The organism is Martelella alba (assembly GCF_005217455.1).
Classification (GTDB): Bacteria; Pseudomonadota; Gammaproteobacteria; order Enterobacterales; family Enterobacteriaceae; genus Acerihabitans.
In genome coordinates, this window is record NZ_SZPQ01000001.1 from 155,190 (window position 1) to 169,418 (window position 14,229).

A 14,229-nucleotide genomic window follows, 5' to 3' on the forward strand; every position below is an offset into this window, starting at 1 on the left:
ACGGCCCCTTCGCGTGGCGGGAACGTCAGTCCACCAGATTCAGGCCCGCCACCCGGCGCCAATAGCCGTTGCATTCGGCCTGGCGGGTCAACTGTCCGGGGTGCAAGCCTTCCTGATTGGCGCGAAAGCGCTCCAGCATGGTAAGGGTTTCACGGCTTTGCGGCGACAGACGCACCACATCCACCAGTCCTGTCATGGAGGGCAGTTCATTAATAAGATTATAGCAATAGCCGCTCTGCGTCTGGATCCCGTTTAGCACGAACACCGGCTGGTTTTCCTGGGACAGGACTTGCCGGCCTTGAGGATAACGGATACAGCAGGTTTCGCATTCGTCTTTCGGACGGTTTTCGGAACGGGCGGTAAAGCAGCGGGCTGAATAGGCCAGCGGCAGGTGGCCATAACTGAACAGCTCCACCTCGAACTTGCCGCTTAGCCCCAGTTGCGCGCATTGGCTGAGTATGTTCGCCAGCCATTCCCGCGATAGCTCCACCGGCATGCACCAGCGGATCATGCCTTGCCGGTGCAGAATGCGCAGCGCGTAGGCGTTGTAGCAGTTCAAGGCCGGTCCGGCGACAAACGGCAGGCCCCGTTCCGCCGCCAATTGCGCCACGCCCAGATCGTTGGCTTCCAACAGAACATCGCCGTTATCCAGGTATCGCTTGAGTTCGGTCAGTTCAGAAGGGGATTGGATCAGGGCAAGGGTCGAGATGACCACCTGTTTGCCTGTTTGCGCCACGGCGGCGGCCAGTTCCAGCCAATCGGCGGTCTTCAACGCCCGGCGCTTGCTGCAAACGGTCTCGCCCAGATAGATGATATCGGCGCTGCTCCCGGCGGCCATGCCATAGAACGCCTCGATTTCCGGTTTCGGCCAAAAATACAGCACCGGACCCAATGAGAATTTCATCTCGAACTCCTGTTACTGCCAGCGGCGGTGATAGGCGCCCAGGGTGGTCTGGGCCCCTTCGGATACGGCGCCCAGCGCCTCATTCCAGGCGCTTTGCGGTTGAAAGCCTTGCGGGTCGGCCAGACAACTGTCGATGGCCTGGCGCCAGACCCGGGTCACCTGGCTGACATAGGCAGGACTGCGCTGGCGCCCCTCGATTTTCACCGAGGCGATATTCGCGGCCATCAATTCCGGTAACAGCGATAGCGTATTAAGGCTGGTGGGCTCTTCCAGTGTGTGGTAACGCTGGCCGTCCACCAGGTAGCGGCCTTTGCACAACGTGGGATAGCCGGCGTTTTCCTCAGGCAGATAACAGTCGATGAGCACCTCGTTCAAGCGTGATTCCATGCCCCGCTCGGTCTGCTGCCAGCGGACGAAACGCGCCGGCGAGCAGGCGCCCACCGTATTTGGCGATTCCCCGGTCAGATAAGAGGAAAGGTAGCAGCGGCCTTCAGCCATGATACACAGGCTGCCAAAGGCGAACACTTCCAGTGGCACGGTGCTGACCGAGGCGAGTTGCTTGACCTGATGCATGGAAAGCACCCGCGGCAGAACCACTCTTGAAACCGCGAAATTGCGCTGATAGAAACGGATGGCGGCCTCGTTGGTCGCCGAAGCCTGTACCGAGACATGCCGCTCTATTTGCGGATAACGTTCCAGCGCATATTCCAGCATGGCCAAATCCGAGAGGATCAGCACGTCGACGCCGGCCTGCGCCGCGGTGTCCACCGCTCGTTGCCAGCGTGCATAGCTCTCGGGATGGGCGAACGTGTTAATGGCCACATGCAGTTTGCGGCGGTGGCGGTGGACATAGTCCCGCGCTTCCTGTAGCCGCTTTTCGGTAAAGTTCAGACCGGCGAAATGGCGGGCGTTGGTGTCGTCTTTCAAACCGATGTACACCGCATCGGCGCCGTTTTCCACCGCCGCTTTGAGCGCCGGCAAATTTCCGGCGGGACAGAGCAATTCCATATGGCTCCCGATGGCTTAAGACGCCCTGGCCGACAGGGCGCGGGGCATAAAATGATCAAACGCCAACAGATTGTTTTATAGGCGATTGATCGCGACATAAAGGAATAATTTTAAATAAGAATGGCACGCGGTATTTTGATTTGAGGCAGCTTATGGCGTAATGGCAACAGTGAAAGCTCCAATGGGTGAATACCGGCGCGACGTGAGAGAGGTGGGAAGAAGCGCCTTTTATGTCGGAAATAATTGATATAGGCCCCTACCGGCTTTATTCACTGTGGCAGAATGATGAAAGAATTCTAGAGGAGCAGAAATCGTGTTGGATATGCTACGAGCACATATTGTGCGCCGGGGACCGTCACTATTGCGCTTGCCGATTACACTGACGCCGTTCGCCTTGCAGCGCCGGGTAATTGAACACGTGCTGCGTTGGCAATTCCATGAGGCGCTGGAGGAAGGCGATCTGGACTTTTTGTCCGGCCGGTGGCTTAAGATCGAGGTCAACGATTTGGCGCTACGCTGGTACATGACCCTGGATGGGAACAGGTTGCGAGTCGAACGACAGGCGCGGGCCGACGTCAGTTTTAGCGGCGACGCCAATGATCTGATTCTTATCATGGCGCGCAAGCAAGATCCCGACACCTTATTTTTCCAACGCCGACTACGCATAGAAGGAGACACCGAATTGGGTTTGTATGTCAAAAATCTGATGGATTCCATTGACGTGGCCAGTATGCCGAATCTACTGCGTATCGCTTTAATGCAAGTGGCTGAATTTATCGAAGCCGGAATGAAAGAGGGCGCGGACCTTGAGGGTACCCGCGTAACGCCGTCGTGCTAATCAGGGTGGAAATCCCGGTGGATGCGCCGGGTATCGATAGCCTGCTGCGGCGTGCTTTCCAGCGGGATGCCGAGGCGGAACTGGTGCATCGGTTGCGTGAGGACGGCTTGTTGACGCTGGGCATTGTCGCCACCGACAGTGAGGGCGGCGTCGTGGGTTACGCCGCGTTCAGCCCGGTATGGATCGACGGCGAGGATTGCCAGTGGGTGGCGCTGGCGCCGCTGGCGGTGGATGACGGGCATCGCGGGCAGGGCATCGGCCGCAAATTGATTTATGAGGGGCTCGACGCGTTAAACGAGTTCGGCTACAGCGGCGTGGTGGTGGCCGGGGATGACGCTTATTTCTCGACGCTGGGTTTCGTCCCCGCCGAACAACAATGCCTGCACTGCCGCCACCCGCTGGCCGCCGCGGGATTGCAGATATTCACGCTGTCGGAAGAGGCGCCGGCGGACGTCAGTGGCCGGATTGATTTTGCCGAACCTTTCGATCAGGTGAATTTTTAAGCGGGATGGCTTTAGCCGGACAGGGTTCGACGCGCAGCTTGGCCCAGATAGCCTCAAGGGATTGCGCGCCGCTGGCGATCAACTGTTCTTTTTGCCGGCGATTAAGTTGCTTGATGCGGTACTCCCACCGCAAGGCGGCGCGCCGATCGCCGGCCGGGCATTGGAAAACCAGCGTCAGCGGACCTTTGCCCCTCAGCGCCTTGGCGCCCGCGCCGCGCGCGTGCTGATCCAGACGCCGGCCCACATCGGTGGTGATACCGGTGTAAAGGATGCCCTTGCCGGTACGGATCACATAAAGATGCCAGTTGGCGGTCATTCCCCCTTCCCCGCGCTCATGGCGAATGTTCCCAAGTGTAACGCATATCATTGGCGGACGAGAGAGCCATTATGGCAACGTGCTGGTTTTTTCGGTGGCAGCCATGGACAAAATGTGATGGAGCGCTATATTCTGCAAAATAACCATATAAATTACATGGAATAAAAGTGAACACTGACACAAATCTTAACGCCATCGTCGCGTATCTAAAAAAACAGCATGTTCTGACGCTGTGCGTGGGGAACGGGCAAACCCTCTGGTGCGCCAACTGCTTCTACGCGCTGGACGAAGCCACAATGTGCCTGTATATGCTCACTGATGGGAATACCCGCCACGGGGGACTGCTGGCGGAGAATCACTCTGTGGCCGGCACGATAAACGATCAAACGGTAACGGTCAGCCGTATCAAGGGGATCCAGTATCGCGGCGATGTCCGCCGGCTGGAGGGGGACGAAGCGCAGTCCGCGCGCAAACTGTACACCGCGCGTTTCCCATTGGCGAAAATCGCCGGTACGCCCATCTGGCGCCTGCGGTTGGACGAAATCAAGTTCACGAATAATACGCTAGGGTTTGGCACCAAGATAAGCTGGCTGCGACATCCGCCGCAGGCCGATTAAAGCCGCGGCGGACGGGCCGCAACCGCCGGCCCGGTTATTTTTTGTTAAGGATCCGCAACGACTCGCGATTAAAGGCGGGCAGGTCGTCCGGGGTTCGGCTGGTTACCAATGTATCGTTATCGATAACCACTTCTTTATCGAAAAAATCGGCGCCGGCGTTGCGTAAATCCACCACTACCGGCTTAACCGTCGTCATTTTCTTGCCGCGCACCACATCGGCGCTGATAAGCAACTGCGGCCCGTGGCAAATGGCGAATATCGGTTTACCGCTGGCGGCGAAGTCCCGGGTAAACGCAACGAACCGATCGTCTCCGCGCAGCGAATCCGGCGAATGGCCGCCCGGCAGCAGCAGAGCGTCGAATTCGTCCACCGTGACGTCGTCGATAGCCTTATCAATCGTCACTTTCGCTTCGCCGTGTTTGCCAACAATGGTTTTGCCGGCTTTGTCGTCGATAGTGACGACGTGGTGGCCGGCCTGCTGATAGGTTTGCGTCGGGGAGGTGAATTCGGCATCCTCAAATTCATCGGTAATTAATACAGCGATTCTTTTAGCCATGATGTCCTCCTTCTCAATGAGTATTGGACTCACCTAAGACTAGTGCCGAAACGGGTGAGGAGCAAATGGCTCCGTCAAACTTTGAGCAGCGTCTTCGTGGACCGCGCGCATTCACTCCCATCACGAAGCCGGTCACGTTTTTAGCGGCGAAGAACGCTGTCTCGTTTTGGTCAGTGTCGCGCCATTGACGGCCGGGATGAGTCGTCAATGCAGGCGTCTCGCCTTTGCCGCCGCGGTCCGGCGCATCGGATGTAAACCCGCGACGGGGCGGATTGAAAACGACCGGGGCGGGAATCGTTATTTCTCTTGGCCCGCCGTTTGGGTCTGTGCCGGCGGAACCCTATATCGGTCATCATCCATCAAGGCAATTTCAATGGAATTTCTGCCACGGCTTTTGGCCAAATAAAGGGCGGCGTCGGCGGCGCTTAGCGATGCCGGTATGTCATGATCCAACATCAGGGCGATACCGGCGCTAAGCGTAACCGTGGTCGATACCGCTTCATTGAACTTATGGGGAATTTTCAAATCCAGCACCGCCTGGCGGACGGCTTCCGCCGCGCCTACAGCGGCGTTTTTGTCGACATCGATCAGTAACACCAGGAATTCCTCGCCGCCGTAACGCACCACAATGTCCCGGGAGCGGACGGCGTCGCGGATGGCCGCCGCCACGGCGACCAGCGCGCTATCGCCCATGGTATGGCCATAGTTATCGTTGTAGGCCTTGAAATGATCGATATCCAACAGCAGGATATAATGATTGGCGGCGCTATTCACCGGCAGGTTCTCCAGCCTGTTATGCAGGCCCCGACGGTTATACAACCCGGTAAGCGGATCTATCATGCTGAGATCACTGAATTTCTCACGTTCCTCACTGAGCCTTTTCACCCATTCGGACGTCATGTCCTCGTTGTATTTCAGCAGACAGTGGCGCAAGGCGAAACCGATTGCCACCATGGCCGCGGTAAACAGCAAGGCGACTATATGGCTGAATTTATCCAACATCCCGGCGGCAAATGCTGCGGGCAGACAGTAAAGGTAAAAAGCAAATATGTTATCCGCCAGCGTTAAGACGCCGATGAAAATAATCATCATCAGGCTATATAACAAAAAAGCGCCTTCTTGCGGTAGGTTATTATCAAATAGCAGATGGAGATGCCAGGACCATAACAGACCATTCAAAAGTGCAAAAAAATTCAATTGCTTCGCATAGCTTTTCAATTTTGAATAACAGGCCGCAAAACTTAGTCCACACATTATCACCATTATGACGGATGGCAATGTGGCGGAAAAAGAATTATGGAGGGCATAAAAGATATAAAATAGCGAGAGCGAAAAATTCAGAAATAGAAACAATAGCAACGTCAGTCGATGCTTGCTTTTACGTAATTCCTCATAACTGTAACGCGTTATCATGTCCTGACAGGTAAGCTCCAGCCGTTGTTAGACGATACATAAACAGACACCGCGAACCAGGGGAAGAACGCGTATACTCGTCATACTGCGCATTGCCGGCATGCTCCGGCCTTTTCGGCCCGTCCCGGCGCGCGGCAGGCGACGATATTTCTCTCCGCTTCCGGCGGAGCCGTCCTGGCGCATCCCGGCGACATCACTGGTGTAAACCACGGTGTTAGCGTGAGAGGCATCGTGCCTTTCACTAAAGTACCGCCCATTGGCGGGTTTAAACGATTCAGAAAAATGTGCCGCTCGCTTGCCGCGACCCGAAATCATTTCAGTGCAATTAAGCTGATATCGTTAATGGATAGGGCATGTTTGGGACGACGGGTTAATTTAACAGCTTTACGCCTTGCTGTCATCCGTCGCTATAAGATGGGGATATCACGGGGAATTATCCATAAGACATCCGCAATAACCTTAATGGGATGATGGATTAAAGCGAAAACAAAGAAAATAAAGGAAGCGCCGGAACGGCCGATACCTCGCGATAAGATGATTGGTGCGAAGAGAGGGACTTGAACCCTCACGTCCGCAAGGACACTAACACCTGAAGCTAGCGCGTCTACCTATTCCGCCACCTTCGCGTACCACATCTTTGCCTGTCTGTTTTTGACCCGCCACGGCACCTGCTGGTGCGAAGAGAGGGACTTGAACCCTCACGTCCGTAAGGACACTAACACCTGAAGCTAGCGCGTCTACCTATTCCGCCACCTTCGCTTGTTAGCCGGATACACCGACGGGTTGTGGCCGTGTGTGCTGGTACGAAGAGAGGGACTTGAACCCTCACGTCCGCAAGGACACTAACACCTGAAGCTAGCGCGTCTACCTATTCCGCCACCTTCGCCTGACACCGCATGGTTCACGCCACGCGCCACGGAGGCGAATTCTAGAGGTTTTACCGTCAAGGTCAATGATTATTTAAGCTCCAGCGGCGCTTTAGCGCAAAAAAAACGCTATCCTTCCCGCCGGGTTTATTTCCCCGGCCGGTTTTTCCTGCGAGGGGGGGTGTTTATCGCCTGGTAAACCTTGAATCGGCCGGTCTGGGCCAGTACGGCATGGCTGCCGAACTCCGCGTCCAAGATGGCCGGATACGGTAAAAAGGCATTGGCGACGATACGCAATTGCCCGCCGGGGCATAAGTGGGTCCGCGCGCCGCGGATCAGTTTCTCCGCTGTTTGCAAATCCGTTTGCCGGCCTTCGTGGAAAGGCGGATTGGAAATAATGACATCAAACAACCCCGGCAGATCGGAATAGGCATCGCTGGCGAGCACGGCGCCGTCCAGACCATTGGCCGCAAGGGTCGCGCGGCTGGCGGCCAGCGCGGGCGCATGCACGTCGCTGAGGGTCAGGTCGAGGCCGGGAAACCGTTTGGCCAGGATAGCCGCGAGCACGCCGGCGCCGCAACCGATATCCGCCAGCGCGCCGGCAACCGGTTCTGTAAAGGTGGATAACAGCAATTGACTGCCGTTATCCAGCGCGTCCCGGCTGAAGACGCCGGGGAGGGTCTCCACCGTTACGCCTTCCAATGTATAGCGGCCCCGGAAATCCTCACGTTCGAAGCGCGGGGCGGCGACTAATCTGCCATGATACAAACCGCAGCGCCGCGCGCCATCGATTTTCGCCAATGGGCAGTATTCCGCCAGCAAAGCCTCCGCGCCTCTTACACCGCTACGGTTTTCACCCACGACGAAGACATCGGCGCCGGTGGGCAACAGCGACAGCAAATTGAATAACTGGAACCGGGCTTCCGGCTTGTTTTTCGGCCAATAGTAGACCAGTGTGTCATTCGGCTGGACGAATTCCGGTTCGGCAATGAGTCCGAAGCGAACATTTTCCCCGCCCATTTGGGCTTGCAACGCCCGATAGCGGTGATACCAGGCAGTGTGCGCCCGCGCGCGCCCGGCGGCGGTTTCCGCCGGCAACGCATCCTGGATATCGCCGGCGAACAGTACCTGTTTACCGGTAAAGATGTCTTCGTGGCGAAGCAACACTTCGCTGGCCGGGGTAAATACTGACATGACACAAAGGCTCCTCATTAAGACGAGCGGGGAGTATAGTGCTTTATTGCCCGGGGTTCGATGGGTTTGATAGCATGAAAGCGATAATTTACCCGGCGGACGGTAAACATGACTGCAAGACGCGACTGGCTGTTGCAACAACTGGGCATCACCCAATGGACGCTGCGCCGCCCGGCGGCGCTCTCGGGAGAAGCGGCGGTGGCTTTGCCCCCCGGCGTCCGTTTGCTGATGGTAGCGGACGCGCCGCCGCCGGCCGACCACCCATTGGTCAAGGACGTGGCGCGCGGCCTGGGCTTGGCGCCGTCGCAACTGTATGGCGTGACGCCGGAACAGGTTCAGATGTTGCCGGGCGGCATCCCCTGCCAGGCCTGGTATCTTGGTTTGGGTCCGGTGGACCATCCCAACGGCCGTTATCTGACCAGCCCGCCTTTGGCGGCGCTGAGGGAAAATGCCGCGGCTAAACGCGATTTATGGCAACAAATTTGTCGTTATGAACAAGATTTCTTACCTGAACACCGCTGATATGCGGGCGGCCTGGCATATTGAACAGGCCAGCCATGCTTTTCCCTGGTCGGCCAAGACGTTTGCGGATAACCAGGGCGAACGCTACCTGAACCTGAAACTGGCCGTCGACGGCACACTGGCGGCGTTTGCCATTACCCAGACCGTGCTTGACGAGGCGACGCTGTTCAACATCGCCGTGCACCCCGATTTCCAGCGGCGCGGCCTGGGGCGGGCGCTGCTTGAGCACCTGATTGGCGAGCTGGAGCAACGCGACATACTGACGCTGTGGCTGGAAGTCCGCCAGTCCAATATCGCGGCCATCGCATTGTACCGGTCGCTGGGATTCAACGATGTCACGGTGCGCCGCGACTATTATCCGGCCGCCGTGGGCCGGGAAGACGCCATCGTCATGGCCCTGCCGTTGGGATAGGCGGCTTCGGCATGCTGTCAATACCCGCCCACTCCATGTAGAATCTGGCGTAGGCGAATTTTAGCCGGATTTGGTCTTGAACGATGTACCCAGCGAGAAACAAGAGATGAAGAGTGATTCTTACGCCGCGGAGGTAGCGGCTCGGCGGACATTCGCGATTATTTCGCACCCTGACGCGGGTAAAACCACCATTACCGAGAAGGTGTTACTGTACGGAAACGCCATTCTGACCGCCGGGACGGTCAAAGGCCGCGGTTCCAGCCATCACGCCAAGTCCGACTGGATGGAAATGGAAAAGCAGCGGGGCATCTCCATCACGACCTCGGTGATGCAGTTTCCTTATCGGGATGCGCTGGTGAACCTGCTCGACACGCCCGGGCACGAGGATTTCTCCGAGGACACCTACCGGACCCTGACCGCGGTGGATTGTTGCCTAATGGTCATTGACGCCGCCAAGGGGGTCGAAGACCGCACCCGTAAACTGATGGATGTCACCCGCTTGCGGGATACGCCCATCTTGACGTTTATGAATAAGGTCGACCGCGATACCCGCGACCCCACCGAACTGCTCGATGAAGTGGAGCGGGAACTGAAAATCGCCTGCGCGCCCATTACCTGGCCTATCGGTTGCGGCAAGCTGTTTAAAGGGGTTTATCATCTGCTACGGGATGAAACCTACCTGTACCAGAGCGGCCTGGGCCATACCATCCAGGAGGTGCGCATCGTCAAGGGTCTGGACAATCCGGCCCTTGATCAGGCGGTGGGGGAGGATTTGGCGGCACAGCTGCGCGAAGAGCTGGAGCTGGTGCAGGGCGCGTCCCATCCCTTCGAACTGGAGGCGTTTTTGAGCGGCGAGTTGACGCCGGTCTTTTTTGGTACGGCGCTTGGCAATTTCGGGGTCGACCATATGCTGGACGGGTTGGTGGCTTGGGCGCCGCCGCCCATGCCCCGCAAGACCGATACCCGGGTAGTGAACGCCGGCGAGGATAGGTTCAGCGGATTTGTGTTCAAGATCCAGGCCAATATGGATCCGAAGCACAGGGACCGCGTGGCGTTCATGCGCGTGGTGTCCGGACGCTACGAAACCGGTATGAAGCTTTACCAGGTCAGAACCGGCAAGGACGTGATCATCGCCGATGCGCTGACGTTCATGGCCGGCGATCGCGCCCACATTGAGGAAGCTTATCCCGGCGATATTATCGGTTTGCATAACCACGGCACCATCCAGATCGGCGATACCTTTACCCAGGGCGAGCAGATGAAATTCACCGGCATTCCCAATTTCGCGCCGGAAATGTTCCGTCGTATCCGGCTGCGGGACCCGTTGAAGCAAAAGCAACTGCTCAAAGGGTTGGTGCAATTATCCGAAGAGGGCGCGGTGCAGGTTTTCCGTCCCATCGCCAACAACGATTTGATAGTCGGCGCGGTGGGCGTGTTGCAGTTCGAGGTGGTGGTGGCCCGTCTTAAGAGCGAATACAACGTTGAGGCGCTGTATGAACCGGTCAACGTTTCCACCGCGCGGTGGGTCGAATGTCAGGATGCGAAGAAACTGGAAGAGTTTAAACGTAAAAGCGAAATGAACCTGGCACTGGATGGCGGCGATAACCTCTCCTATATCGCGCCGAGCATGGTCAATCTGAATCTGACGCAGGAACGTTATCCGGACGTGCAATTCCATAAAACCCGCGAGCATTAATCATCAGCGCCGCTGATATATCCCGCTCCGTCCGGTGTTCGCCGGCGGGGCGGCATGATGCCGGCGGGCGCCGCGGCCCGTATCCCCGCTTGCCAAACAACGGATTGTTCTTAAATCCTTGCTAATTCTTCTTTTATGATGATTTTTCCCCCGCCGGGCAGGCAATCTGACCATTCTGGACTATAGTTAAGGTGTCGCTGGTAAATAGCGTAAAAATCTCCGCGTACCGAGTGAATCGGTGTGAATATCTGCCGGTTTCGCCAAGAGAAAGATAACACTCTGTTTATGCCAAGGCATAACACAAACACTTCATCCTGAATATCACATAAGCCGCTGTGATGTCACGGCGCATTGATGGTTTGGATACCGTCGTTCGCCTTTGGCGCGATGACGGTTAGGCAACCCGCAATTGCGGCGTCCACACCCCGTTCGGGTGGATAGCTAAAAAGGAAAAATCGATGAAAAACAGTCAAGTTTCACAAACCATTACGGCTTTGATTATCAGTACGGTATTGGTTGGCGCCACCAGCGCCCTGGCCAACGACACGATCAAAACCGAACCGGGCAGTACCGCTGCGAAAATCGATAACACCATGAAAAGCGCCGCAAACTATATGGACGATAGCGCGGTGACCGCCAAAGTGAAAAGCGCGTTGGTCAGCGATAAGGGTATCAATAGCAACGATATTTCCGTGACCACCGTGCATGGCGTGGTGACGCTGAGCGGATATGTCGCCGATCAGGAGCAAGTCGATCACGCGGTGACCGCGGCCAAAGGGGTCGAAGGCGTTTCTTCCGTGGATAACCAACTGCATCTGAAAGAAGGGCAGGCCTCTTCGGTTAAAGGCTACGTCAGTGATTCGGCCATCACCAGCGAAGTTAAAGCCAAATTCCTCGCCGACAAAATAGTGCCGTCGCGCTTAATTAAAGTCAGCACTGAGAGCGGAGTGGTGCAACTCAGCGGCCAGGTGAAAACCGAACGGCAGGCGGCCCGGGCCGAAAGCGTGGCCAAAGCAGTGGACGGGGTGAAAAGCGTCAAAAATGATCTGACGGTCAAATCATAAAAGTTTAGGGATCGAGGCGTCTTATGGGCCTCGATTCCGGGCCAGGCACCGTAACGACGATGTCATTCCCAGTATTTCACGACGCGGCCAGTCGGCGGTTTTCCGGGGCTTCAATTCCGCGGAGTCGGAGGCGGTAAAACCGCCGATACGGCAACGAGGTGAAAAACGACGGGTACCGGCCTAACCGGGGACAGCCGTTTTCCTGGGCAGGGCAGACTTGACACAACTTTCCATTATTGGGGTGAGGAGAGACTTATGTTTCGATGGGGCATCATATTTCTGGTTATCGCCTTGATCGCGGCGGCTTTGGGTTTCGGCGGCCTGGCGGGCACAGCCGCATGGGCGGCCAAAATTGTCTTCGTGGTCGGCATTATAATCTTCCTGATAAGCTTGTTCACCGGCCGCCGGGGAGTATAGCATCCCGCTATAATCAAGAATATTCCCGTTTCCCGCGGGAATATTACTGTCAAAATACTCCTGTAAGATGGTGGCCTAGACGGGTTGAATTCCGGGGAGGGGGTATGAATAGCGACATCTTTGTTGGCAGATTAAAGCAGTGGAAGAGCCAGATGTGGTTATTATGGGCGGAATGGTTTGACAGCGATTGCGCCTGGGTCGCCGGCAGTAACGATTACCTCTCTGGCGTGATTCAGGAAGATTACGGCAAATCGGTGCAACCGTCCGCCGACACGGAATCCAAACGCGTGCATTGAGACGCCGCGGTTGGCCGGACAACGCGCCGGCGCGAGTGACCGCCATCGTTGTTCGCGTCCATACCGGGCATCACGGGTTGCCTTTACCGGCGGCGCTTCCTTCCTCGCCAAGCCGCCTGGCTTGCATTACACTTCCCCTTTCAATACGCATTTCTTTCTTACCGCGACGTGGCGGCTGGACGTGTGACCCGGATAAGGGAAATGCCGCATATCGTCGGAAAAGTGTGGGGAGGTGATCGTTTTTGCATAGTGGGATCCGCGACGAAAATTAAGCGAAAAGCCTTATAGGATGCGGTTCTCGGAGGTGCGGGCCGATTTTGCACGACACGCTTCAAAATGAGAAATTTTAGGTAAAAACGCGATTATTTTTGCATTGTTTTGATAAGAAACTGCAAGCGTTTAGCATATCTTTAAGAGCTTTTTAAATCACTCTGCCATACCAAACTACTTTTCCAACCACATCGAAATCACTAGGAATGTCGTTAAGATTGATTACAAAGGGCTCATAGACAGGATTGGTGCTCGACACGCGCAATGAGGCGCCAGGAAATCGTTGGACTCGTTTAACAAGAAGTTGACCATCTATGCGTAAAACATAAATACCTTCGCGTGGATCCTTATCTTCATGGTTAACAAGGATAATATCCTTATCGTTCAATACCCCCTCCATTGAATCTCCACAGACACTAATGACAGATAGTTTAGCCGGATCTGCTTTAAGATGATGGGTAACCCAATATCGTCTAAAAGATACCGTAAACATCGGTGTTTCATCATCATTCCAGGCCCCGTAACCAGCAGCGGCTGAGACGTTGTAGCGTGGCACAAAAACGAACTCACTGAGATCGACTTCATTACCCTTTACATCAGTAATAGCAGTCGAATCGTTTGTAAGGATTTGATTTTTAGTAGTTAAGCTATTCCCTCCTGTAGATAGCCATTCGACAGAAACACCGCCCGCCTTCGCTAATGCAAGCAAAATCGGCAAAGTAGGATAACCCCCATCCAGTAGCCTGTTTATTCCTGAAGGAGATACCCCGGCAGCGGAAGCAAAAGCACTTGTGCTCTTGAATTTTGCAACCAATTCACGCAAACGAGAATGGAACCCTTCGCATCCGAGTTGATTTTCTTCTTTGGGATGTTCTAGCAACATTAATTCACCTCATCTGAGTTAATTATAATCAATTGAAATATATTACTTTTTATTTAAAGCAGCCCAAAAGAGTGAGATGTTCATCTCGGATACGAAATTTAATTAACTTATCCGAGTTGATTTTCAGCGCATTTGCGAATAATCTTTGTTCATGACTTCAGTAAATGAGCAAAAAAGATGAACAAAAAAAATCCGCAAACATCTCAGGACTGGCATCGTGCTGACATAGTAGCGGCTTTGCACAAACGCGGCTGGTCTCTTCGTGGGCTCTCTAAACATCATGGTTACAAGACACCTACTGCCTTGAACAATGCTTTGGATAGAAAGTGGCCAAAGGGACAAATGATTATCGCAGAAGCGATAGGCATTAGCCCAGAGGTTATATGGCCTAGCCGATATGAATGTGATTTTAACGACTCTTTTGTACATGTACATAAGTGATTTCGCGTTTGAG

17 protein-coding genes and 3 tRNA genes are annotated in these 14,229 nt (G+C 55.3%); 10 read left to right on the top strand and 10 right to left on the bottom strand.

The window, feature by feature from the left end; genetic code table 11:
- Nucleotides 1–25: 25 nt before the first annotated feature.
- Nucleotides 26–904, bottom strand: a complete 879-nt coding sequence (locus tag FCN80_RS00740) for a U32 family peptidase (RefSeq protein WP_136987906.1) — start codon at nt 902–904, stop codon at nt 26–28.
- A 12-nt stretch (nt 905–916) separates the two neighbouring features.
- On the bottom strand, nt 917–1,912 hold the full coding sequence (gene ubiU / locus FCN80_RS00745; RefSeq protein WP_136987907.1) for a ubiquinone anaerobic biosynthesis protein UbiU: 996 nt from the start codon (nt 1,910–1,912) through the stop codon (nt 917–919).
- 322 nt (nt 1,913–2,234) lie between these two features.
- Between ubiU and ubiT the strand changes: the two genes are divergently transcribed.
- A complete protein-coding gene (ubiT, locus tag FCN80_RS00750) occupies nt 2,235–2,750 on the top strand; it encodes a ubiquinone anaerobic biosynthesis accessory factor UbiT (RefSeq protein WP_230492440.1) in 516 nt (171 codons plus the stop codon).
- Nucleotides 2,744–3,253, top strand: a complete 510-nt coding sequence (locus FCN80_RS00755) for a GNAT family N-acetyltransferase (RefSeq protein WP_136987909.1) — start codon at nt 2,744–2,746, stop codon at nt 3,251–3,253. Before ubiT ends, FCN80_RS00755 begins: the two co-directional genes overlap by 7 nt.
- Here the strand turns inward: FCN80_RS00755 and FCN80_RS00760 are convergent.
- Nucleotides 3,204–3,569: a GIY-YIG nuclease family protein gene (locus tag FCN80_RS00760; RefSeq protein ID WP_136987910.1), complete on the bottom strand. Its 366-nt coding sequence runs from the start codon at nt 3,567–3,569 to the stop codon at nt 3,204–3,206. The two genes, FCN80_RS00755 and FCN80_RS00760, sit on opposite strands and share 50 nt — an antisense overlap.
- A 167-nt stretch (nt 3,570–3,736) precedes the next feature.
- Here FCN80_RS00760 and FCN80_RS00765 point away from each other — a divergent pair, with 167 nt between their 5' ends.
- On the top strand, nt 3,737–4,186 hold the full coding sequence (locus FCN80_RS00765) for a YhbP family protein (protein WP_136987911.1): 450 nt from the start codon (nt 3,737–3,739) through the stop codon (nt 4,184–4,186).
- A 34-nt stretch (nt 4,187–4,220) separates the two neighbouring features.
- Here the strand turns inward: FCN80_RS00765 and FCN80_RS00770 are convergent, their stop codons facing one another.
- The 6 genes from FCN80_RS00770 to rsmC all read right to left on the bottom strand — a co-directional run bounded on the left by FCN80_RS00770 (nt 4,221) and on the right by rsmC (nt 8,215).
- Nucleotides 4,221–4,742, bottom strand: a complete 522-nt coding sequence (locus FCN80_RS00770; protein WP_136987912.1) for a type 1 glutamine amidotransferase domain-containing protein — start codon at nt 4,740–4,742, stop codon at nt 4,221–4,223.
- A gap of 297 nt (nt 4,743–5,039) precedes the next feature.
- Complete coding sequence (locus FCN80_RS00775) at nt 5,040–5,849, bottom strand: GGDEF domain-containing protein (protein WP_230492413.1); 810 nt, start codon at nt 5,847–5,849, stop codon at nt 5,040–5,042.
- Nucleotides 5,850–6,694: 845 nt separating this feature from the next.
- Nucleotides 6,695–6,781: transfer RNA gene (locus FCN80_RS00780), tRNA-Leu, on the bottom strand.
- Between the two features lie 46 nt (nt 6,782–6,827).
- Nucleotides 6,828–6,914, bottom strand: a tRNA-Leu gene (locus FCN80_RS00785).
- A 40-nt stretch (nt 6,915–6,954) separates the two neighbouring features.
- Nucleotides 6,955–7,041, bottom strand: a tRNA-Leu gene (locus FCN80_RS00790).
- Between the two features lie 127 nt (nt 7,042–7,168).
- The gene (gene rsmC / locus FCN80_RS00795; protein ID WP_136987914.1) at nt 7,169–8,215 is read right to left on the bottom strand and encodes a 16S rRNA (guanine(1207)-N(2))-methyltransferase RsmC; all 1,047 of its coding nucleotides are present in this window, start codon (nt 8,213–8,215) and stop codon (nt 7,169–7,171) included.
- 108 nt (nt 8,216–8,323) lie between these two features.
- Here rsmC and FCN80_RS00800 point away from each other — a divergent pair, with 108 nt between their 5' ends.
- The 6 genes from FCN80_RS00800 (at nt 8,324) to FCN80_RS00825 (ending at nt 12,622) form a co-directional block, all read left to right on the top strand.
- Nucleotides 8,324–8,737 (top strand): DNA polymerase III subunit psi, encoded by a 414-nt coding sequence (locus FCN80_RS00800; RefSeq protein ID WP_136987915.1) that lies wholly within the window; start codon nt 8,324–8,326, stop codon nt 8,735–8,737.
- Nucleotides 8,706–9,149 (top strand): ribosomal protein S18-alanine N-acetyltransferase, encoded by a 444-nt coding sequence (gene rimI, locus FCN80_RS00805; RefSeq protein WP_136987916.1) that lies wholly within the window; start codon nt 8,706–8,708, stop codon nt 9,147–9,149. Before FCN80_RS00800 ends, rimI begins: the two co-directional genes overlap by 32 nt.
- Before the next feature lie 106 nt (nt 9,150–9,255).
- Nucleotides 9,256–10,845, top strand: a complete 1,590-nt coding sequence (prfC, locus tag FCN80_RS00810) for a peptide chain release factor 3 (protein ID WP_136988280.1) — start codon at nt 9,256–9,258, stop codon at nt 10,843–10,845.
- Nucleotides 10,846–11,303: 458 nt separating this feature from the next.
- A complete protein-coding gene (osmY, locus tag FCN80_RS00815) occupies nt 11,304–11,909 on the top strand; it encodes a molecular chaperone OsmY (RefSeq protein WP_136987917.1) in 606 nt (201 codons plus the stop codon).
- Nucleotides 11,910–12,164: 255 nt separating this feature from the next.
- The gene (locus FCN80_RS00820; RefSeq protein WP_136987918.1) at nt 12,165–12,326 is read left to right on the top strand and encodes a DUF1328 domain-containing protein; all 162 of its coding nucleotides are present in this window, start codon (nt 12,165–12,167) and stop codon (nt 12,324–12,326) included.
- 104 nt (nt 12,327–12,430) lie between these two features.
- Nucleotides 12,431–12,622, top strand: coding sequence for a CsbD family protein (locus tag FCN80_RS00825; RefSeq protein ID WP_136987919.1), 192 nt, complete (start codon nt 12,431–12,433; stop codon nt 12,620–12,622).
- Between the two features lie 421 nt (nt 12,623–13,043).
- On the opposite strand, the gene FCN80_RS00830 is transcribed toward FCN80_RS00825, so the two are convergent.
- Complete coding sequence (locus FCN80_RS00830) at nt 13,044–13,775, bottom strand: LexA family transcriptional regulator (RefSeq protein ID WP_136987920.1); 732 nt, start codon at nt 13,773–13,775, stop codon at nt 13,044–13,046.
- Between the two features lie 177 nt (nt 13,776–13,952).
- Between FCN80_RS00830 and FCN80_RS00835 the strand changes: the two genes are divergently transcribed.
- Nucleotides 13,953–14,216, top strand: coding sequence for a helix-turn-helix domain-containing protein (locus FCN80_RS00835; protein ID WP_136987921.1), 264 nt, complete (start codon nt 13,953–13,955; stop codon nt 14,214–14,216).
- Nucleotides 14,217–14,229 lie beyond the last annotated feature (13 nt).

Coding starts and splice junctions, on each gene's coding strand:
- prfC (WP_136988280.1), top strand. CDS start 9,256: ATGAAGAGTGATTCTTACGCCGCGGAGGTAGCGGCTCGGCGGACATTC.
- FCN80_RS00760 (WP_136987910.1), bottom strand. CDS start 3,569: ATGACCGCCAACTGGCATCTTTATGTGATCCGTACCGGCAAGGGCATC.
- ubiT (WP_230492440.1), top strand. CDS start 2,235: ATGCTACGAGCACATATTGTGCGCCGGGGACCGTCACTATTGCGCTTG.
- FCN80_RS00830 (WP_136987920.1), bottom strand. CDS start 13,775: ATGTTGCTAGAACATCCCAAAGAAGAAAATCAACTCGGATGCGAAGGG.
- FCN80_RS00800 (WP_136987915.1), top strand. CDS start 8,324: ATGACTGCAAGACGCGACTGGCTGTTGCAACAACTGGGCATCACCCAA.
- FCN80_RS00820 (WP_136987918.1), top strand. CDS start 12,165: ATGTTTCGATGGGGCATCATATTTCTGGTTATCGCCTTGATCGCGGCG.
- ubiU (WP_136987907.1), bottom strand. CDS start 1,912: ATGGAATTGCTCTGTCCCGCCGGAAATTTGCCGGCGCTCAAAGCGGCG.
- FCN80_RS00825 (WP_136987919.1), top strand. CDS start 12,431: ATGAATAGCGACATCTTTGTTGGCAGATTAAAGCAGTGGAAGAGCCAG.
- rimI (WP_136987916.1), top strand. CDS start 8,706: ATGAACAAGATTTCTTACCTGAACACCGCTGATATGCGGGCGGCCTGG.
- FCN80_RS00835 (WP_136987921.1), top strand. CDS start 13,953: ATGAACAAAAAAAATCCGCAAACATCTCAGGACTGGCATCGTGCTGAC.
- FCN80_RS00740 (WP_136987906.1), bottom strand. CDS start 904: ATGAAATTCTCATTGGGTCCGGTGCTGTATTTTTGGCCGAAACCGGAA.
- FCN80_RS00770 (WP_136987912.1), bottom strand. CDS start 4,742: ATGGCTAAAAGAATCGCTGTATTAATTACCGATGAATTTGAGGATGCC.
- osmY (WP_136987917.1), top strand. CDS start 11,304: ATGAAAAACAGTCAAGTTTCACAAACCATTACGGCTTTGATTATCAGT.
- rsmC (WP_136987914.1), bottom strand. CDS start 8,215: ATGTCAGTATTTACCCCGGCCAGCGAAGTGTTGCTTCGCCACGAAGAC.